General features: G+C 71.1%; 15 protein-coding genes. 5 read left to right on the top strand and 10 right to left on the bottom strand.

Annotated elements, in window-relative coordinates; all coding sequences use genetic code 11:
- Positions 1-266: ribonuclease H-like domain-containing protein (locus OU415_RS30185; protein WP_270952783.1), on the top strand; the 266-nt coding region annotated here is incomplete at its 5' end.
- A gap of 31 nt (positions 267-297) precedes the next feature.
- Here OU415_RS30185 and OU415_RS30180 read toward each other — a convergent pair.
- The 4 genes from OU415_RS30180 to OU415_RS30165 form a co-directional block, all read right to left on the bottom strand.
- Entirely contained in the window at positions 298-1,344 is a 1,047-nt protein-coding gene (locus OU415_RS30180) for an NAD(P)-dependent alcohol dehydrogenase (RefSeq protein WP_333779019.1), read from the bottom strand.
- A 106-nt stretch (positions 1,345-1,450) separates the two neighbouring features.
- Positions 1,451-2,209, bottom strand: coding sequence for an SDR family NAD(P)-dependent oxidoreductase (locus OU415_RS30175; protein WP_270952782.1), 759 nt, complete (start codon positions 2,207-2,209; stop codon positions 1,451-1,453).
- A 104-nt stretch (positions 2,210-2,313) separates the two neighbouring features.
- A complete protein-coding gene (locus OU415_RS30170; protein ID WP_270952781.1) occupies positions 2,314-2,436 on the bottom strand; it encodes a hypothetical protein in 123 nt (40 codons plus the stop codon).
- A 459-nt stretch (positions 2,437-2,895) separates the two neighbouring features.
- Complete coding sequence (locus tag OU415_RS30165; RefSeq protein WP_270952780.1) at positions 2,896-3,852, bottom strand: aldo/keto reductase; 957 nt, start codon at positions 3,850-3,852, stop codon at positions 2,896-2,898.
- 159 nt (positions 3,853-4,011) lie between these two features.
- On the opposite strand from OU415_RS30165, the gene OU415_RS30160 reads away from it, so the two are divergent.
- Together OU415_RS30160 and OU415_RS30155 are read left to right on the top strand one after the other, a co-directional pair.
- Positions 4,012-5,310: a UDP-glucose dehydrogenase family protein gene (locus tag OU415_RS30160; protein ID WP_270952779.1), complete on the top strand. Its 1,299-nt coding sequence runs from the start codon at positions 4,012-4,014 to the stop codon at positions 5,308-5,310.
- A gap of 47 nt (positions 5,311-5,357) precedes the next feature.
- Positions 5,358-7,175: a gamma-glutamyltransferase family protein gene (locus OU415_RS30155; RefSeq protein WP_270952778.1), complete on the top strand. Its 1,818-nt coding sequence runs from the start codon at positions 5,358-5,360 to the stop codon at positions 7,173-7,175.
- Between the two features lie 468 nt (positions 7,176-7,643).
- Here the strand turns inward: OU415_RS30155 and OU415_RS30150 are convergent, their stop codons facing one another.
- The 3 genes from OU415_RS30150 to OU415_RS30140 all read right to left on the bottom strand — a co-directional run bounded on the left by OU415_RS30150 (position 7,644) and on the right by OU415_RS30140 (position 11,402).
- Positions 7,644-8,792 carry a glycerate kinase family protein gene (locus OU415_RS30150; RefSeq protein ID WP_270952777.1) on the bottom strand — a complete coding sequence of 383 codons (1,149 nt, stop codon included), beginning with the start codon at positions 8,790-8,792 and terminating at the stop codon, positions 7,644-7,646.
- A gap of 24 nt (positions 8,793-8,816) precedes the next feature.
- Complete coding sequence (locus tag OU415_RS30145; protein WP_270952776.1) at positions 8,817-10,322, bottom strand: SLC13 family permease; 1,506 nt, start codon at positions 10,320-10,322, stop codon at positions 8,817-8,819.
- A 180-nt stretch (positions 10,323-10,502) separates the two neighbouring features.
- Positions 10,503-11,402 carry a DMT family transporter gene (locus OU415_RS30140; RefSeq protein ID WP_270952775.1) on the bottom strand — a complete coding sequence of 300 codons (900 nt, stop codon included), beginning with the start codon at positions 11,400-11,402 and terminating at the stop codon, positions 10,503-10,505.
- Between the two features lie 309 nt (positions 11,403-11,711).
- On the opposite strand from OU415_RS30140, the gene OU415_RS30135 reads away from it, so the two are divergent.
- Positions 11,712-12,827 (top strand): baeRF11 domain-containing protein, encoded by a 1,116-nt coding sequence (locus OU415_RS30135; RefSeq protein ID WP_270952774.1) that lies wholly within the window; start codon positions 11,712-11,714, stop codon positions 12,825-12,827.
- Between the two features lie 103 nt (positions 12,828-12,930).
- On the opposite strand, the gene OU415_RS30130 is transcribed toward OU415_RS30135, so the two are convergent.
- From OU415_RS30130 to OU415_RS30120, 3 genes are all read right to left on the bottom strand, one after another.
- Complete coding sequence (locus OU415_RS30130) at positions 12,931-13,590, bottom strand: response regulator transcription factor (protein ID WP_270952773.1); 660 nt, start codon at positions 13,588-13,590, stop codon at positions 12,931-12,933.
- A 126-nt stretch (positions 13,591-13,716) separates the two neighbouring features.
- Positions 13,717-15,183, bottom strand: a complete 1,467-nt coding sequence (locus tag OU415_RS30125; protein ID WP_270952772.1) for a sensor histidine kinase — start codon at positions 15,181-15,183, stop codon at positions 13,717-13,719.
- Positions 15,173-15,409 carry a hypothetical protein gene (locus OU415_RS30120; RefSeq protein ID WP_270952771.1) on the bottom strand — a complete coding sequence of 79 codons (237 nt, stop codon included), beginning with the start codon at positions 15,407-15,409 and terminating at the stop codon, positions 15,173-15,175. The genes OU415_RS30125 and OU415_RS30120 overlap by 11 nt, the downstream gene beginning before the upstream one ends.
- A gap of 212 nt (positions 15,410-15,621) precedes the next feature.
- Between OU415_RS30120 and OU415_RS30115 the strand changes: the two genes are divergently transcribed.
- Positions 15,622-18,879, top strand: coding sequence for a glycosyltransferase (locus OU415_RS30115; protein WP_408641934.1), 3,258 nt, complete (start codon positions 15,622-15,624; stop codon positions 18,877-18,879).
- Positions 18,880-19,153: the final 274 nt, after the last annotated feature.

The raw sequence follows: 19,153 nt of genomic DNA, 5'->3' as shown, positions 1-19,153 counted from the left end.
GCGAGCAGTTCCTGTGCCCGAACGGCAAGGGGCTGAAGGTGATCGCGCCGAGCGCCGGGTTCACCTGGCGCGACGCCGAAGCCAGCGGCGAGAACTCGATGCGCTGGTACCGCGACGCGGTCGGCCTCGGCGGCGGGATTCCGGATCCGACCCAGCGCGACCGCATCCTCCACTACAACGAGGACGACGTCCGAGCCACCTGGATCATCCGCCGCTGGATGACTTCCGACGAGGTCAAGCAAATCCCCTTCGCCGAAGACCTCTGAGGACCCGAAGCTCGCGGGAAGTCGCCGGGAGCTACGGGACGATGACTGCGCGGCCGGTGATCTCGCCCGCGTGGAACCGCTCGTAGACCTGCGGGGTTTCGTCCAGACCGAAGGTCTCCACGTGCGCGCGCAGCGCTCCGGAGCGGGCCAGGTCCAGCACCTCGATCAGCTCGGCGCGGCTGCCCCAGTACGGCGCGGCCACCGAGACCTCGTGCGGCAGCAGGCCGAAACCGACCGGCAGCGGAGCTCCGGCGATCCCGACGATGGTGATGTCGCCTTCGATCGCCACCGACTGCGCGGCGATCTTCACCGTGGGCGCGATCCCCACGAAGTCCAGCACCACGTCCGCGCCCAACCCGCCGGTGAGCTGCCGGATGCGCGCCGGTGCCGCCTCGTCGGAGCGGGCCACGTCGTGCGCGCCCACCGCCCGGGCCAGTTCCAGCTTGTCGTCGGCCACGTCGAGCGCGATCACCCGGGCCCCGGTGGTGGCGCGCAGGATCTGCACCGCGAGGTGCCCGAGCCCGCCCGCGCCGATGACGACCGCGGTGCTGCCGCCGACCAGCTTCGGCATCGAGCGCTTGATCGCGTGGTACGGGGTCAGCCCGGCGTCGGTCAGCGGTGCGGCCTGCGTCGGGTCCAGGCCGTCCAGCGGGATCAGGTGCCGCACGTCGTCGACCAGCATGTACTCGGCCATCGCGCCCGGTGCGCCGAGCCCCGGCGGCCGGATGCCCAGCTCGCCGGCGCGGGTGCAGTAGTTCTCCTTGCCCTGCGCGCAGTTCCGGCACACGCCGCAACCCCACGGCCCGTACACCGCGACGGACTCGCCCTCGGACACCCCGCGCACGCCCGCGCCGAGCCCGGCGACGGTGCCGACGCCTTCGTGCCCGAGCGTGAGCGGCAGCTCGAACGGCAGCTTGTCGGCGGGCCAGCTCATCACGCCGATGTCGGAGTGGCACATGCCGGCCGCGGTCACCTTCAGCAGCACCTGGCCGGGACCGGGTTCGGGCTTGGGCACCTCGACCACCACGGGACTCGACCCGACCTGCTGGTACTGGACGGCCTTCATGACCTGACCCATCGCGAGCTCCTTCCGCGGTTCGATCGCGGAGCCCATCTTGCGCCGAACCGAACCCGTGAGCACTTTCTGGTGCCATGGCCCCGGAAAGTGCTCACGGGGGTGGAACTCAGCGAGGGGCCATGCGGAGGGCGCCGTCCATGCGGATGACCTCGCCGTTGAGGTAGTCGTGCTCGACGATGTTCACCGCGAGCTGGGCGTAGTCCTCGGGGGCGCCCAAGCGCTTCGGGAACGGGACGCCGTCGGCCAGGCCCTGGCGGTACTCCTCGCTCACGGTCGCCAGCATCGGGGTGTCGATGATGCCCGGTGCGATGGTCATGACCCGGATCCCGGCGGAGGACAGGTCGCGGGCGGCCGGCAGCGTCAGGCTCGCCACGCCGCCCTTGGACGCCGCGTAAGCGGCCTGGCCGATCTGCCCGTCGAAGGCCGCGACGGAGGCCGTGTTGATCACGACGCCGCGCTGGCCCTGCTGGTCGGCCTCGGTCTCGCGGATCGCCGCCGCGGCCAGGCGCAGCACGTTGAAGGTGCCGACCAGGTTGACCTCGACGACCTTGCGGAACAGGTCGAGGTCGTGCGCGCCCTGCCGGCCGACGATGCGCGCCGACGGGCCGATGCCCGCGCAGTTCACCACGATCCGCAGCGGATTCCCGGCGCCCGCGGCCTGCTGCACCGCGGTCTGCACCTGCTCAGCGTCGGTGACGTCGGCCGCCGCGTAGGTGACGCCGTCGACCACCGGCGCCTTGCCGACGGCCTCCGGCAAGTCCACCGCGAACACCTGAGCGCCACGCCCGGCGAGTGCTCTGGCGGTGGCCGCGCCAAGGCCGGAAGCCCCGCCGGTGACGATCGCCGCGGTGTCGGTGATCTGCATCTGCTCGTTCCTTTGCGTCCGTTTGCGCTACCCGGGCATGTCTAACACCTGGGAACGCACTTGCCCAGCATCGAACGCGGAACGGGCAGGGCGAGAAGCGGCGGTCACCGATGGCGTTGCACCTCCCGCTTCGATGTCGTCTCCACCAGCGAGAGCAGCGCGACCAGGGGCAGCGCGGCCAGCAGCGCGAGGCCGATGAACAGTGCGGCGAACCCGATGAGCTCCATGCGAAGAGCGTGGTCCGCTCACCGTCCCCGCCGCGTCTGCCACCAGGGGAGATCTGCCATCCGTCCGAGCGAAAACCTCATCACCCAACGTGACCGAGCTCACTGTTCCACCGCAACTTCCCTAGAAATCGCACGTCCGACTTCAAGGGCTCGCACCTTCCCCGGTGCCCCTGGTCCCGACACGCCGAAGGCGCAGAACCACAGTTTCAATTGAAACTGCGGCCGGCCGTGGGTGGGATCTGCAGTTTCAATTGAAACTGTGGTCCCACGGCGTGTCAGGACCCGGCGTGTCGGGACCCCTGGCCCCCGACACGCCGACACCTGTGGACAAGTCGTCCCGGCTGTGGAGAACTCCCGCAAATTCAATGGAAATCGGACATCCAAATTCCATTGAATTTGCGGATCACCGGTGCGGATCACCGGTGCGGATCACCGGTGCGGAGCCCTGGGGGCGGAGGGTCAGAGGGGTGGGCAGATGGCGTTGAGGGCTTCGAGATCGTCCGCCGTCGGGCGCCACTGGCCCGCGACCGCGTTTGCCTGGACCTGCTCCGGGGTCGTCGCGCCGCTGATCACCGAGCCGACCACCGGCTGCGCGGCCAGCCAGCCGACCGCGACCGACGTCATCGGGATGCCGCGCTGCTCGGCGAAGGTCCGCAGCTGCTCGATGCGCTCCCACGGCGCGTCCATCAGCATCTGGTTGCGGTTCGCCAGACGGCTGCCCGCCGGCGGCTCCTGGTCCTTCCGGTACTTGCCGGTCAGCAGGCCGTTGGCCAGCGGGAAGTAGGGGATCAGCCCGACCCCGAACCGCTTGCAGGCCGGGATGATCTCGCGCTCGGCCTCCCGGGCCAGCAGCGAGTAGTGGTTCTGAGTGGACACCGGTCCGGTCTGCGCGGCCGAGGAAGCCAGCCAGGACGCGTCGGCGAGCTGCCAGCCGGCCAGGTTGCAGTGCCCGACGTAGCGGACCTTGCCCTCGCGGACCAGGTCGTCGAGCACCGAGAGGGTCTCCTCCATCGGCGTCAGCCGGTCCGGCCGGTGCAGCTGGTACAGGTCGATCCAGTCGGTGCCCAGCCGCCGCAGCGAGGACTCCACCGCGCGGCGCACGTACCGGCGCGAGCCGCGCGCGGTGAAGTCCGGGCCGTTGCCGCCCTGCATGTCCATGCCGAACTTGGTCGCGATGACCGCCTGCTCGCGGCGGCCGGACAACGCCTGCCCGAGCAGCTCCTCGCTGCGCCCGCGCGGCGAGCCGTACACGTCGGCCACGTCGAAGAAGGTGATGCCGGCGTCGAGCGCGGTGTCCACCACGGCTCGCGCGCCGGCGAGGGATTCGGTCGCCGTTCCCGGGCGGCCCAGGTTGTTGCACCCGAGACCGACCGCGCTGACCACCAGACCGGATTCGCCCAGACGTCGCTGTTCCACGCCGAGGACCCTAAACGGCCCGTCACACGCGAGTCACGCCAGACGTACGGCGCGTGAACGTTTGCCCAAGTCAGTTCCTCTGCTCGGGCGATGTGCCACGATTCTCGAAGGGGGGATCAGCGGCTGTTCGGCCGCTCGCTTGAAGGGGTGTGGGGACTGGTGTTCGCACGTCGGATCGTCGTCGTCGGTACCGGTTACGTGGGGCTGACGACCGGCGCGTGCCTCGCGTCGCTGGGCCACCGCGTGGTGTGCAGCGACATCAACGCCGAGAAGGTCGCGCAGCTGTCCCGCGGCGAGGTCCGGATCCACGAGCCGGGGCTGGCCGAGCTGGTGCAGGAGGGCATCGCGGCCGGTCGGCTGGAGTTCGTGCTGGGTTCGGCGGGCGCGGTGGCCGACGCCGAGGTGGTCTTCCTGTGCGTGCCGACGCCGATGGGTTCCGGCGGCGGGGCCGATCTGGCGGTGGTGGAGTCGGTGGCGCGCGAGGTCCGCGAGGTGCTGCCCGCCGGATGCGTGCTGGTCACGAAGTCGACGGTCCCGGTGGGCACGTCCGCGCGGCTGCGCGAGCTGGTCGGGCGCCCCGACGTCGCGGTGGTGAGCAACCCGGAGTTCCTGCGCGAGGGGTCGGCGGTGCACGACTTCCTGAACCCGGACCGGATCGTCGTCGGCTCGGACACCCAGGACGCGGCGGAGCGGGTGGCTGCGCTGTACGCGCGGCTCGGCGCGCCGACGGTGCTCACCGACGCGGCCAGCGCGGAGATGGTGAAGTACGCGGCGAACTGCTTCCTGGCGACCAAGCTGTCCTACGTCAACGCGATCGCCGAGCTGTGCGAGCGGCTGGGCGCCGACATCACCGACGTGACCGAGGGGATGGGCTACGACCGGCGCATCGGCCAGGCGTTCCTGCAGCCCGGCCCGGGTTGGGGCGGGTCCTGCCTGCCGAAGGACACCGCGGCGTTGCTGCAGGTCGCGGATGCCGTGTCGTTCGACTTCCCGCTGCTGCAGGCGACCATCTCGTCCAACGAGCGGCAGCGCGAGCGGATGGTCGACAAGGTCGTCGAGGCCTGCGGCGGTTCGCCGGTCGGCGTCCGGATCGGCCTGCTGGGCCTGACGTTCAAGGCGGGCACCGACGACCTGCGCGACTCGCCCGCGCTCGAGGTGGCGCGGCTGCTGGCGGCGCGGGGCGCGGAACTGGTCGCCTTCGACCCGGGGCTGCGCGGTGACGAGGCGGAGCTGCCGTCGGGGCTGACGCTGGTCGACGACCCGTACCAGGCCGCGAAGGGCGCGGCGGCGCTCGTGCTGCTGACCGAGTGGCAGGAGTTCCGGACGCTGGACTGGACCCGGGTGGCGCAGGAGCTCGACGGCCCGGTCGTCGTGGACACCCGCAACCACCTGGACCCGGACGTCCTGCGCCGGGCGGGCCTGAGCTGGCGGGGAGTCGGCCGCACGCCGGTCGGCTGAGCACTTTTCGCTACTTCGACTATCGATCAACCGGGTGACGCCACCTTATGGTGTTCGACGTGTTCACAACTCGCCCGGAACTCGCCGGCACGCACGGGATGGTCGCCTCCACGCACTGGCTCGCCTCCGCAGCGGGCATGGCGGTGCTGGAGGACGACGGCAACGCCTTCGACGCCGCGGTCGCCGCCGGCTTCGTGCTGCAGGTGGTCGAACCGCACCTCAACGGACCGGGCGGGGAGGTCCCCGCGCTGTTCGCCACCGCCGACGACCCGCGCCCGCGCGCTCTCGCCGGTCAGGGCCCGGCGCCCGCCGGGGCGACCGCCGAGCACTACCGCGGGCTGGGCCTGGACCTGGTGCCCGGCACCGGTCTGCTGGCCACGACCGTGCCCGGCGCGTGGGACGGCTGGCTCCTGCTGCTGCGCGACCACGGCACCAAGACGCTGCGCGAGGTGCTGAAGTACGCGATCGGCTACGCGCGCGGCGGTTATCCGATCGTGGAGCGGATCACCACCACGATCGACACCGTCCGGGACATGTTCCGGGAGCACTGGCAGACCTCGGCGGACCTGTGGCTGACCGGCGGCGCCGCGCCCGCGCCCGGCAGCATCCTCAAGAACCCGGCGCTGGCCGGCACCTGGGAACGGCTGCTGGCCGAGGCCGAAGCGGCCGGCGGTGACCGCGAGGCGCAGATCGACGCCGCCCGTCGTGCCTGGTCGCAGGGCTTCGTCGCCGAGGCGGTGGAGAAGTTCGCGCGGATCCCGCACCGGGACAACTCCGGGCGCGACCACGCCGGGGTGCTCACCGCGCAGGACATGGCCGAGTTCGAGGCGACCTACGAGACGCCGCTGACCGTCGACCTGCCCGGCGGCTGGACGCTGGCGAAGTTCGGCATCTGGTCGCAGGGCCCGGCGCTCGCGGAGCAGCTGCGCCTGCTGGAGGGCTTCACCGACCGGATCAACTACGTCGACGGCCTCGCCGATGCCGACACCGTGCACCTCTCGGTCGAGGCGGCCAAGCTCGCGTTCGCCGATCGCGAGGCCTGGTACGGGGATTCCGCCGACCCCGGCGTGCTCGCCGACCTGGTGTCCCGCGAGTACGCCGCCGAGCGCCGCGGGCTGATCGGCGACCGGGCGTCGCTGGAGCTGCGCCCCGGTTCGCCCGGCGGTCGGCAGGCGGTGCTGGCCGCGCACGTCGCGGAGAACCGCGGCGTGGACGGGCAGAAGGACCCCAGCGGGGTCGGGATCGGCGAGCCCACGGTGTCGCCGACCGGGGAGGCCCGCGGCGACACGGTGCACATCGACGTCGCGGACCGCTGGGGGAACATGGTCTCGGCGACCCCGTCCGGCGGCTGGCTGCAGTCCTCGCCGACCATCCCGGAACTGGGCTTCTGCCTGGGCAGCCGGGCGCAGATGTTCTGGCTCGACGAGGGCCTGCCGAACTCGCTGGCCCCGGGCAAGCGCCCCCGGATCACGCTGAGCCCGTCCCTCGCGCTGCGCGGCGGCGTGCCGGCGCTGGCCTTCGGCACGCCGGGCGGTGACCAGCAGGACCAGTGGCAGCTGTGCTTCTGGCTGGCCCACGTCCACGGCGGGCTGAACTTGCAGGAGGCGATCGACGCCCCGGCCTGGCACACCGGGGCGTTCCCGGGCTCGTTCTACCCGCGCGCCTGGGAACCGGGCCGAGTGGTGGCGGAGTCCCGCCTCGGCGCCGAAACACTGGCCGAGCTCGCCCGCCGCGGCCACGACGTCCTCGACGCGGGCCCCTGGGCCCTCGGCCGCCTCTCGGCGGTCTCCCGGGACCCGGAAACCGGCCTCCTCCGAGCCGCCGCCAACGCCCGAGGCGCCCAGGGCTACGCGGCCGGCCGCTGACCGCAGAATTGAGGGTTTTCCAGGCTCGTTTTGCGTGGTGGTGCGGGTAGCGGAACCTCAGCGCCCGCCTGGTCTGCGGGTGCCCGACTTGATGTATGCCAATACACGGCAGTCGGGCCGTCCTCGCCAGGCGAACGCTGAGAACCCGCGGCGGTGCAAGCTGCGAGGGTGGGTTATGCGCCTGGCGGCGCATGCGACCCTCACCGCCCGGTGCCGGACGTGCCTCACGGTCACAGTCTGGGCAGGATGAAAAAGGTTCATCGAAACTGCAGATCGCAGGCAGGGGTGACCGCAGTTTCAATTGAAACTGCGGTTCCCCGTCCCCCTGCCGGGCTAACGTGGATCCGGTTCCTGGGGGTGACTTCCGCAAATTCAATGGAAATTGGAGGTCCGATTTCCATTGAATTTGCGTACCTCCGGTGTGTCGGGCGCGCATGACGCGCCGGGGGATTGGTCCTTTGTGGAGTGTCAGGCTGCTCGGAGGGTGGTGCCGAGGAGGAGCATCCGGAGGGTTCGGGCCGTGGCGTCGGCGATGAGGTCCGGGGCTCGGGTGATCGCGTCCGCGAGGTCCACCGGGCCGGTCAGGATGCCGGTGATGGCGTCGATCCCGTGGTCGTAGCTGGTGTCCGCGCCGGGGCCGATGGTGCCGCACAGGGCGATCACCGGACGGCTGTGCAGCTTCGCGCGTCGGGCCACCTCGGTCGGGATCTTGCCCAGCGCGGTGGACGCGTCGATGGCACCTTCGGCGGTGATCACCAGGTCCGCTTCGCGCAACCGGCGGTCGAGGTCCGCGCTCTCGAGGAACACGTCGAACCGGGACTGCAGCTGCGCGCCGAGCACACCGGCCAGACCCGCCGCCAGGCCGCCCGAGGCACCGCCGCCGGGCAGTTCGGCGCAGTGGATCCCGCTGTGCTTGCGCAGCAGGTCGGCCCAGATCTGCATGGCGGCGGCCAGCTGCTCGACCCGCTCCGGCGAAGCTCCCTTCTGCGGTCCGTAGCGGCGGGCGACGCCGTTCGGCCCGCACAGCGCGTTCTCGGGGTTCACCGCGACCACTAACTCCACTTCGGACAGTCGCGGGTCCAGCTCGCCGACGTCGATCCGCCGGGCGCGCAGCAGTTCAGCGCCACCGCCGCCGATCTCCGCCCCGTCGACGTCGAGCACCCGCGCGCCCAGGGCCTGCAGCGCACCCGATCCGCCGTCGCAGGTGCCGGAGTCGCCGCAGCCGACGATGATCTTCTCCACGCCGGCGTCCAGCGCAGCGGCGATCAGCTCGCCGACACCGCGGCTGGTCGTGGCGCCGGGGTCGCGCTGATCCGACGGCACCAGCGAAAGCCCCGCGGCAGCAGCCATTTCCACGAACGCGGTGCGCTCGTCGAGCAGCGCGTAGTGCGCCGTCACCGGTGCACCGACCGGCCCGGTGACGGTGACCGGCACCAGCTCGCCGCCGGTGGACCGGGCCAGCAGGCTCGCCGACCCCTCGCCGCCGTCGATCAGCGGGATGGTGTCGACGATCGCGCCCGGGACCACCCGGCGGATGCCGGTGCGGATGCCGGCGGCGACCGCGTCGGCGGCCAGGCACTCCTTGAAACCGCTCGGGGCGACGGCGAAGCGCAGCATGACAATCTCCTCCACTGTGGACGGTCAGACGAGCGGCAGGCCGAGCAGCGGCCAGCCGAACAGGGCGAACAGGACGACGAGAGCGGCGAGCGCGGGACCGAGCAGCGCGGAGAGCTTGCGCAGGTCGCGCGGCTCGTAGGTGGGGACCTGGTCGAGCCGGGCGAACATGGCCACCGGCTTGGCCGAGGACGGCAGGGTGTGGCAGAAACCGGCCGCGGCGGTTGAGGCGAACGCCAGCGCGACCGGGTTCGCGCCGACGGCGATCGCGGCGGGCACCACCAGCGGGATGAGCACCGAGGACCGCGCGGAACGCGACTGCACCAGCAGGTGCGCGGCGGTGCTGAGCGCGACGACCGCGATCAGCAGGGTCAGCGCGTCGTCGCCGGAGAGGACCTCCGAGGCGATCCAGCTAGCGGCGCCGGACGAGGTCAGGGCGGAGCCGAGGGCGGCGGTCGCGGCCATGAACAGCAGCAGCGACCAGGGGATTTCGCCGATGGCCGCGCCGATCCGCACGGTGCCGAAGCGCGGCGAGGTGATCAGCAGCGCGCCGCCCAGCGCGATCAGCGCAGGGGACAGGCCGTGCAGCGCCTCGGTGCTCCAGAGCATCACCACGGAACCGAGCACGGCGATGGCCCGGATCTCGGCGCGCTGCACCTGCACCGGCACGTCCAGCTTCTCCCGCAGGTCAGCGGCGTCGATCCGCAGCTGCTCGCGGCGGTCCGCGCGGGTCGTGAACAGCACCAGCACCAGCTCGGCGGCCAGGTGCGAGCTGACCGCGGCGAACGGCAGCCCCCACAGCAGCCACTGCCCGAACCCGATTCCGGAGCCGATCGCGGCGTCCAAGATCTGGCTGGTGATCAGGTGCGCACCGGCTCCGACCAGCGTCGCGACCGCCGACAGCAGCACCACCGCCGGGAACAGCAGGGCCAGCGCCCGCACCAGCCGAGGCCGTGCCGCGAACGCGCCGGCCAGTGCGCAGTAGAAGGGCACCACCAGCGCCGCGCGACCGCTGGTGCTGGGCACCAGCAGAGCTGTGGCCAGCAGGCCGAGCGTGATCAGGTGGAACAGGCCGCGGGCCGACCGGGCCTGACCGACCAGCGCGACGGCCAGCCGCGCGGGCAGCCCGGTGCGGTTGATCCCGGCGGCCAGCACGAACGCCGCCACCAGCAACCAGATCTGGTCGTCGCCGAGCGACGCGAACAGCTGCTCCGCGTCCAGCGCACCCAGCACGACCAGCGCGGCAGCCGCCGCGAGTGCGACGAAGGTGTCGTCCAGGCGGTTGCTCGTCCAGCCGAGCACCGCCGCGACGAACACCAGGACGGTGATCAGCCCGGTCCGGCCCAGCTCCCCGGGCTCGGTGGTGTCCGGTGCGGTGAGCGCCGCCGCCACCCCGAACAGGAGCAGCGCGCCCGCGGTGATCGCGATGGCCCAACCGCGCTCGCGGTGCGGTTCGGACATCTCGCGGGTGGTGCGCACCGGACTCGTGGCGTAGTCGGTGCGGACCCGCTCGGTGTCCTGGTCGCCGTTCATGGTGTCCACGATCGAACGTCCCGCTGAGACGTGCGTGAACCGCTCATGAAGGCGTGTTCATCTTCTCCGGGTAGTTTTCCACACCCCTGTGGACAACTTTGTCCACAGGGGTGTGACCAGGGAAAACACCGGCATCTGCGGGCGCTGCGGCGCAAAGTTATCCACAGCTGTGCACAGGTCTCAGCGACGCGTGCTGACCAGCACCAAACCGATGCCGATCAGCCCGATGCCGCACCACGCACCGGCTCCCAACCGCTCACCGACTACGAGAACGCCCAGGACGGCGGCGACCACCGGCTCCAGCAGGCTCAACGTCGTCGCCACGCTGGTGGACGTGCGGCGCAACCCGGCACCGAACAGCACGTAGGCCAGCCCCATCGGGATCACCGCCAGGTACCCCGCCACGACCAGCCCGGACGGCGAGCTCAGCAGCGGCCCACCGGTGAACGCGAGCACCGGGAGCAGGACCAGCGAACCGGAGCCGAACATCGCGCCCATCACCGCGCGCGACCCGTGCCCGCGACGCATCATCCGGGCCGCCGACCACGAGTAGACGACGTAGGAAGCGCTACCGAGCAGACCGAGCAGCGCGCCGAGCACGGTGCTCGCACCGGCACCGGTCCAGCCGCCGGTGATCAGCAGCAGACCGAGCACAGACAGTCCGGCGGACAGCGCCCACCGGCCGTCCAGCCGGACGCCGTCCGCGACCCGCTCCAAGATCGCGGCGAACACCGGCGCCGAACCGAGCGTGACCACGGTGCCGACGGCGACCCCGGCCAGCGCCATCGACGAGTAGAACGCCAGCGGGTACACCGCCACCGCCAGCGCGCCCACGACCAGCAGGCCGAGCTGCCCGGACCGCAGCACGTCGAACGCGGAGCGGCCCGCGATCGCGAGCAGCAGCAGGCCGCCGAAACCCATGGTGGCGGCCCCGATCGACAGCGGACTGGCGTCAGCGGGGGCGAAGCTGGCCGCGGTACCGGTGGTTCCCCACAGCGCGGAAGCCAGCAGGACGAGGAAAGGACCGGACAGGAACGAGGTCCGGACGCGCGCGGGCGCGTCGAGCAGTTGATCCGACAAGGTGAACTCTTCCGTTCGAAGACCGACGAGGACCAGTCGAACGGGGGCGCGTGCGTGCAGGAGGGTTTCCGGACGCCTGTTTCAGGCAAGACCCAATGAGGACTGCACAGCTGGATGAGGCGACGGCCGGTTCAACGCGAACAGCCGTCGGGAGCGCCGCCCGTCAGCAGGACGGCGGCGGGGTTACGCGACGCCAGTACGAGTTCACGACGTACACCCTAACGGGTCACGGCGGCGTCCGGAACGTGTTCCGCACGGCATTCCCGGGCCGCGCCGGCGCCTCACCCCGACGCTCCGCGGAGGTCTGCGATGGCGATCCTGCACACCGACATCCCGACCCGTTCCCAGGTCGATGCGCTGCTGACCGCGCGCGACCCGCACAGCGCGTCGCTGTACCTGCCGACCGATCCGGCGTCCAACGGCGACGCCGAGCGCGTCGAGCTGAAGAACCTGACCAGCAGCGCGCTGGAACAGCTCCGCGAGGGCGGTGCGGACAAGGACGAGGTGGGCGAGCTCGCCGACCAGCTCGCCGACCTCGCCGACGACGAGATGTTCTTCCGCTACCAGGCCCGCAGCCTCGCGGTCTTCGCCACGCCGACGTCGATCACCACCTTCCGGCTGCCCAACCAGCTGCGCGCGGCGGCCGAGGTCTCCGACCGGTTCCACCTCAAGCCGCTGCTGCGCTCGATCACCTTCCCGCACACCGCGCTGGTGCTGGCGCTGGCGCAGAACTCGGTGCGGCTGCTGGAAGTGCTGCCCGAACTGGACCCGGTGGCCATCGAGGTGTCCGGCATGCCGACCGACATCGACAGCGCGGTGGGGCGGGCGTTCCCGGCCGACCGCTCGCCGATCCGCCGGTTGCAGGCCGACGAGGGGAAGAAGGTGCGGATCCGCCAATTCGCCCGCGCGGTCGACCGCGCACTGCGCCCGGTCCTGCGCGGCGACGTGCCGCTGATCCTGGCCGCCACCGAACCGCTGCAGAGCATCTTCCGGTCGGTCAGCGGCGCCCCCGAGCTGGCCCCGGTCGGGCTGACCGGCAACCCGGAGGAGAGCACCGACCGAGAGCTGGCTTCGGCGGCCCGCGGCGTCCTCGACGACCTGCACGCGGACCGGCTGCGCGAGCTGCACCGGCTGTTCGACCTGCGCACGGGGCAGGGGCGGACGGTCACCGACGTCGCCGGCGTGGCCAAGTACGCGACGATGGGCGCGGTGGACACGGTGTTCGTGGACATCGACAGCACGACGCCGGGCGTCATCGACGAAGCCGGCGCGATCGAGTTCGAGCCGACCGGGGCGTCCTCCTACGGCCTCCAGGACGAGATCGCCCGCCGCGTCTGGCTCACCGGCGGCCACGTCCTGGCGGTCCGCCGCGACGACATCCCGGCCGGAGCCGAAACCGCCGCCATCCTCCGCTACGCCCCCTGACCGGCGCGCGTTTCCGCAGGTGGTGACCCGTGAGCACTTTGGGTTGCTATAGCCACCCAAAGTACTCACGGGACTTGACCAGCGGAAACGGAGCGATTCCTGGTCAGGTGCCGAGGCGGTAGCCCATGCCGCGCACCGTGCTGATGCGCTCCGAACCGATCTTGCGGCGCAGGGCGCGCACGTAGACGTCGACGACGTTGGAACCCGGGTCGAAGTCGTAGCCCCACACGTGGGACAGGATCTGCTCGCGGCTGAGCACCTGGCCCGAGTGCCGCAGGAACAGCTCGAGCATCGCGAACTCCCGCGCCGTCAGGTCCACCGTGCCCCCCGGCACCTGGGCCCGCCGGGTGCGCAGGTCCAACGACAGCTCACCGTCGCGCAGCACCGTGACCTCCGGAACCCGGTCCACCGGACGCAACCGCAGCCGCACCCGCGCCAGCAGCTCCTCGAACCGGAACGGCTTGGTCATGTAGTCGTCCGCGCCGCCCTCCAACCCGGCCACCGTGTCGTGCACCGTGTCCCGCGCGGTCAGGATGATCACCGGCACCGTCACGTGCTGGGCGCGCACCGCCCGCAGCACCGAGAACCCGTCCTTGCCCGGCAACCCCAGGTCCAGCACGACCAGGTCGAAATCGCCGGTGAGCAGGTAGTCCTGCGCGGTGTCGCCGTCGCCGACGACGGTGGTGGTGAAACCGTTGGCGCGCAGCCCCTTCTCGATGAACGCGGCGATCCGCTCCTCGTCCTCGACGATCAGGATCTTCAAGGTCAGTCCCGCCTCTCCGCGATTCACAGTGGTGGTCGCGTTTTGGAGTGATCTTGCGGTTTCGTGGTTTCTTGTGGCTGGTTTGCGTCACGGTCCCCTGAGGTGCGGTTGGGGAGGGCCGGGGACTCATGTCTTGGGCTCCTCGGGGGGAACGGCGGGTAGTTCGAGGCGGAAGGTTGCGCCGTGGCCTGGTTCGGACAGGACTCGCACTCGTCCGTGGTGGGCGTCTGCGATCGCCTTGACGATCGCCAGGCCGAGGCCGGCGCCGCCCTTGCCTTGGCTGTTGCCATGGGCGAAGCGGTCGAAGATCTTCTCCACCTCGGACGGGTCGACGCCCGGACCTTGATCGGCCACCCACAGCGAGACGGTGCCGTCGACCAGGGACGATCCGATGCGGATCTCCGAACCGGGCTCGGTGTGCTGCACCGCGTTCTGCGCGAGCTGCACCATCGCCTGGGTGACGCGCTGCTCGTCGAGCACCACGTCGCCCTCGCCGATGTCGGCGAGGATCCAGCGGCGGTCCGCCAGCGATCGGACCTTCGCCTCGATGTCGCTGGTCAGCTCCGCCAGCGGGACCGGGGCGGGGGTGACGAAGTCCGGCCGGTCGGCCTTGGCCAGCATCAGCAGGTCGTTGACGATGCGGGTCATCCGGTCCAGCTCGTCGGTGCACAGCCGCACCACCTCCTCCCGCTCCGCCGGATCGTCGCCGAGCAGCTCGAGGTTGCCGCGCACGATCGTGATCGGGGTGCGCAGCTCGTGCCCGGCGTCGTCGACGAACTGGCGCTGGATGCGGAAGGCGTCCTCCAGCCGGTCCAGCATCGCGTTGAACTGGTCGGCCAGCGCCGCGATGTCGTCCCGGCCCTCGACCGGGATGCGCCTGGTCAGGTCGTGCTCGGTGATCTCGGCCGCGGTCTGCCGCACGGCCCGCACCGGCGCCAGGATGAGCCCGGCGATCACCCACGACGACAGCGCCGCGAGCGCCACGCCGATCCCGCTGACCAGCAGCAGCAGCTGCACGGTCCGGTCCGCTTCGGCCATCGCCCCGTCGGTGTAGCGCTGGACGATGAACCACGCCGGATCGCCGTGCTCGGACTCGGCCTGCACCTTCACCCAGTGCATCCGCCCCAGCGGGGTGTCCTGCTCGCCGTAGTTGCCCGGCGCGTCGACGATCCGCTGCACCATCGCCGGATCCTCGGCGAACCGCTCGATCTCGTCGTCCTGCTCCTGGGCGAGCGTGCGCAGACCGGTGGGCGCCCGCCACACGCCGATCAGCGCCTCGTCGTGGTCCGGGTACTGGCGCCGCAGGTAGGAGTCGAACAGCACGTCGGGGGTGCTGATCAGCTGCCCGGTGCGCGGGTCGCGACCGGTGGCGGCGAACGTGGCGAACTCGTGCGCCTCCTGCTCCAGCGAAGCCGAGGCCTGGTCGTCGACGTCGTTGTGCAGGAACGAGCGGACGATCAGGATCACCGCCAGCAGCACCACGACCAGCACCAGCAGCATCCAGCCCATGATCTGCGCGCGCGCCGGGACGCGGGTGCCGCGGCGGGTGGGGAGCTTGGGCAGCGACCGGGTCGGTGCGGGCTCAGTCGTCATGGTCGTCGTCATCGTCATCGTCGTCATCCGGCGCGGGCGGCGGGAGCTCCGCTGCGGACGACGGCGGTGCCGCGGTGGGTGCGGGCCCGGGTGAACTGCCGATCTGCACGGTGGCGGGCACTTCAGGAGTGCGCGGTCCGTCGGTGAGCGCGAAGCTCACCAGCACCGCGGCGATGGGCAACGCCATCGCCGCGATCAGCAGAACCGCCTTGGGAACCGACCTCATGCCACCACTCTGTCCCGTTGGCCGGACGAACGACATGAAGCCCGGATGAGAGGTTTTTCATCTCCGCCGGGCCGTCCTGCACCGCAGTTTCAATCGAAACTGTGCTCCGCCGTGCCTGGGATCCGCAGTTTCAATTGAAACTGTGGTTCTGCACCAGCGCAGGTTCCGACGTAACGCCACGAGGCGCGGATCCGGGCGATAGCCTGCGGTACGTGTCGAAGGACCCGATGGACGAGCGCCTGATCGAGTGGACCGGTGAGCGGTGCGTGCCGTGGACCGAGGACGTTCAGGTCATCTACGAGCACTACCACCGCTACGCACTGGCCGCCCGGTTCGTGAAGGGCAAGCGGGTGCTCGACCTCGCCTGCGGCGAGGGGTACGGCGCCGCCCTGCTGGCTGCCGAGGGCGCCGAGGTGGTGGGCGTCGACATCGACCCCAACACCGTCGAGCACGCCCAGCGGAAGTACGGCAGCCGCGACGTCGGCTTCCAGGTCGGCTCGATCACCGACCCCGAGCTGCTCGCAGACGCCAAGCCCTTCGACGTTGTCGTCTGCTTCGAGGCCATCGAGCACGTCGAGGACCACGACGCGGTACTGGCCCTGATCAAGTCCCGCCTCGTGCGCGGCGGGCTGTTCTTCAGCAGCACCCCGGATACCGCCGTCTACACCCACGAGCACGGCAACGAAAACCCGTACCACGTCAAGGAACTCACCGCCGACGAGTACGAAACCCTGCTGGAGGGCGCGTTCCGGCACGTCGCGGTGCTGAAGCAGAACGTCACCGTCGGCTCGCTGCTCACCCCCGCCGACCCCGGCGACCCGGACACCGCGATCGAAGGCGTCCGCCTGCAGACCATCGAACCCGGCGAGAACGCCTGGACGGTCCAGCAGGGCGTGCCGCACACCTACCTGCTGGGCGTCGCCTCCGACAAGCACCTGCCGAAGCTGCCCGCCGCGGCCGTGCTCACCGACGCGCAGCTCACCCTCGCCCGCCGCGGCGCGGACGCGGCGCCGATCATCGAACAGCGCGACGCCGCGGTCGCCGACGTCGCCAAGCTCAACGAGCTCTACCAGCGCAGCCGCGGCGAAGCCGACGAGCTCAAGGCCGCGATCCAGCGGCTCGAAGACCTGCGCAAGAGCGAGGAGCAGCGCGCCGACCAGGGAGTTCGCGAGCAGGCGAAGCTGCGAGCCGAACTCGACCGCCTCGGCGGCGAGCTGCACGAGCGCCAGCAGAGCGCAGAGCGCGACGCGGCGCGGATCGAGTGGTTGCGCGACACCGTCGCGCGGCTCGAAGGACGCGCAGCGGACGCCGAGCGGCAGGCGGCGGAGCTCGGCGCGGCGAACGCCGAGCTGGCGGCGCAGAACTCGGCGCTGGTGCAGCGCGCGGTGACGAAGTACCGCAAGGTCGTGGAGCGCGTGGCGCCGCGGGGGACCGCTCGCCGCGACGCGTACGAGATCGTCCTCGGTCGCAAGCCGGGCGTCCCGGAGGTCGCGGAGGCCGTGGAGACCGGCCCGCTGCCGGTGCCACGCAGCGACCAGCCGCTGGTCAGCGTGATCGTGCCGGTGCACGGCAAGTGGCCCTACACCCGCCAGTGCCTGCGGTTCCTCGGCGGACACCTGGTGTCCGTGCCGTTCGAGGTGATCGTCGTCGACGACGCGTCCCCGGACGACAGCGCCGAGAAACTGGCCGCCTGCGAAGGCGTTCGGCTGGTGCAAGCCGAGCGCAACCTCGGTTTCATCGGCGCCTGCAACCTCGGCGCCGAGCACGCCCGCGGCGACTACCTGTTCTTCCTGAACAACGACGCCGAAGTCACCGAGTCCTGGCTGGACGTCCTGATGGACACGATGCGCTCCGACGAGCGCATCGGGCTGGTCGGCGCCAAGCTCGTCTACCCGGACGGCCGGCTGCAGGAGGCCGGCGGCATCGTGTGGGCCGACGGCAACGGCTGGAACTACGGCCGCAACACCGATCCCGGTGGCGCCGAGTTCAACGTGGTCCGCGACGTCGACTACTGCTCCGGCGCGGCGATCCTGGTCCGCAACGACGTGTTCCAGCAGGTCGGCGGCTTCGACACCCGGTACGCGCCGGCCTACTACGAGGACACCGACCTGGCCTTCGCGGTGCGCGCGGCCGGCTACCGGACCGTGGTGCAGCCGAAGGTGGTCGTGGTGCACCACGAGGGCGTGTCCAACGGCACCGACCTCAGCACCGGCGTGAAGAAGCACCAGGAGATCAACCGCAAGGCGTTCGTCGAGAAGTGGGCGGACACGCTCACCGCCGAGCACCTGCCGGAAGCCTCGCCGCGCAACCTCTGGCTGGCCCGCCACCGCGGCACCCGCGGCCACCACGGCCCGATCGTGCTGGTCAAGGACCACCAGGTGCCGCGCCCGGACTTCGACTCCGGTTCGGTGCGGATCCGCCGCGTGCTGGAGCAGTTCGTCGAACTCGGCTGCCGCGTGGTGTTCTTCCCGGCCAACCACGCGCACCTGGAGCCCTACACGACGCAGCTCCAGCAGCTCGGCGTCACCGTCCTGCCGGCACCTGAGCTGCAGCAGGCGTTCCTGCACGAAGCGGGCTCCGAGATCTCGCTGGCGCTGCTGTCCCGCCCGCAGGTGGCGTGGAGCTTGGTGGAGGAGCTGCGCACCTGCGCGCCGCAGGCGGTGATCGCCTACGACACGGTCGACGTGCACTTCCTCCGCCTGGAGCGGCAGGCCGAGGTCGCCGAGCAGCAGGGCGACGCGGCCAAGGCGGAAGCGTTGCGCCGCAAGGCGTTCGCGTCCAAGCAGATGGAGCTCGGGCTGGCCCGGTCCTGCGACGTCACGCTGGTGGTGTCGGAGGCCGAGCAGGAGCTGCTGCGCGAACTCGTGCCCGAAGCCGACGTCCGCGTGCTGTCCAACGTGCACGAAGTGGACTGGAGCCCGTCGCAGCCGGAAGGGCGCAAGGACGTCCTGTTCGTCGGCAGCTTCGACCACCCGCCGAACGTCGACGCGGTGCGCTGGGCGGCTCGCGAGATCATGCCGCTGGTGCGGGAGGAATGCCCGGACGCGGTGCTGCACGTGATCGGCAGCAACCCGACCGACGAGGTGCGCGCGCTGGCCGGACCCGGCGTCGAGGTGCACGGCTGGGTCGCTGAGCTGGAGCCGCACTACGCCAGCAGCCGCGTGACCCTGGCACCGCTGCGGTTCGGCGCGGGAGTCAAGGGCAAGGTCGGCGAGAGCCTCAGCCTCGGCGTGCCGGTCGTCGGCACCTCGGTGGCGGTCGAGGGCATGCACCTCGAGCACGGCAAGGAGGTGCTGGTCGCCGACGACGCGGCGGGCTTGGCCGCCGCGGTGACCAGTCTGCTCACCGACGACGAGACCTGGCGCGGCCTGGCGGAAGCGGGCAAGTCCGGGATCGCGGCCCAGTTCGGCCCGGACGTCTCCCGAGCCACCGTCCGAGCCCTCCTCGAAACCACCACCCACGAAGCCTGACCTGCCCCACGCACCGTCGGCGTGTCAGACCCCGACACGCCGACGTCCACACCGCAGTTTCAATTGAAACTGCAGACTCCACCCACGCCGGATCGCAGTTTCAATTGAAACTGCGGTCCCCCGGTGTGTCGGGACCCGGCGTGTCGGGACCCGGACGTGCGGACACACCGACGCATCGGGTCCCGACACACCGGCGCATGTGGACAGGTCGTCCTGGCTGTGGAGAACTTCCGCAATTTCAATGGAAATCAGAGGTCCGATTTCCATTGAATTT

It is taken from the genome of Saccharopolyspora oryzae (assembly GCF_027853915.1).
GTDB classification, from domain to species: Bacteria; Actinomycetota; Actinomycetes; order Mycobacteriales; family Pseudonocardiaceae; genus Saccharopolyspora; species Saccharopolyspora oryzae.
Note: the sequence above shows the minus strand (reverse complement) of the source record. Positions and strands in the feature narration are given on the sequence as shown.

What these genes read in the sequence shown, in the direction of transcription:
- OU415_RS30180 (WP_333779019.1), bottom strand. Translation starts at nt 1,344, where the DNA reads ATGGGTCAGGTCATGAAGGCCGTCCAGTACCAGCAGGTCGGGTCGAGT.
- OU415_RS30150 (WP_270952777.1), bottom strand. Translation starts at nt 8,792, where the DNA reads ATGCTGCGCTTCGCCGTCGCCCCGAGCGGTTTCAAGGAGTGCCTGGCC.
- OU415_RS30170 (WP_270952781.1), bottom strand. Translation starts at nt 2,436, where the DNA reads ATGGAGCTCATCGGGTTCGCCGCACTGTTCATCGGCCTCGCGCTGCTG.
- OU415_RS30175 (WP_270952782.1), bottom strand. Translation starts at nt 2,209, where the DNA reads ATGCAGATCACCGACACCGCGGCGATCGTCACCGGCGGGGCTTCCGGC.
- OU415_RS30145 (WP_270952776.1), bottom strand. Translation starts at nt 10,322, where the DNA reads ATGAACGGCGACCAGGACACCGAGCGGGTCCGCACCGACTACGCCACG.
- OU415_RS30120 (WP_270952771.1), bottom strand. Translation starts at nt 15,409, where the DNA reads ATGAGGTCGGTTCCCAAGGCGGTTCTGCTGATCGCGGCGATGGCGTTG.
- OU415_RS30135 (WP_270952774.1), top strand. Translation starts at nt 11,712, where the DNA reads ATGGCGATCCTGCACACCGACATCCCGACCCGTTCCCAGGTCGATGCG.
- OU415_RS30125 (WP_270952772.1), bottom strand. Translation starts at nt 15,183, where the DNA reads ATGACGACTGAGCCCGCACCGACCCGGTCGCTGCCCAAGCTCCCCACC.
- OU415_RS30155 (WP_270952778.1), top strand. Translation starts at nt 5,358, where the DNA reads ATGGTGTTCGACGTGTTCACAACTCGCCCGGAACTCGCCGGCACGCAC.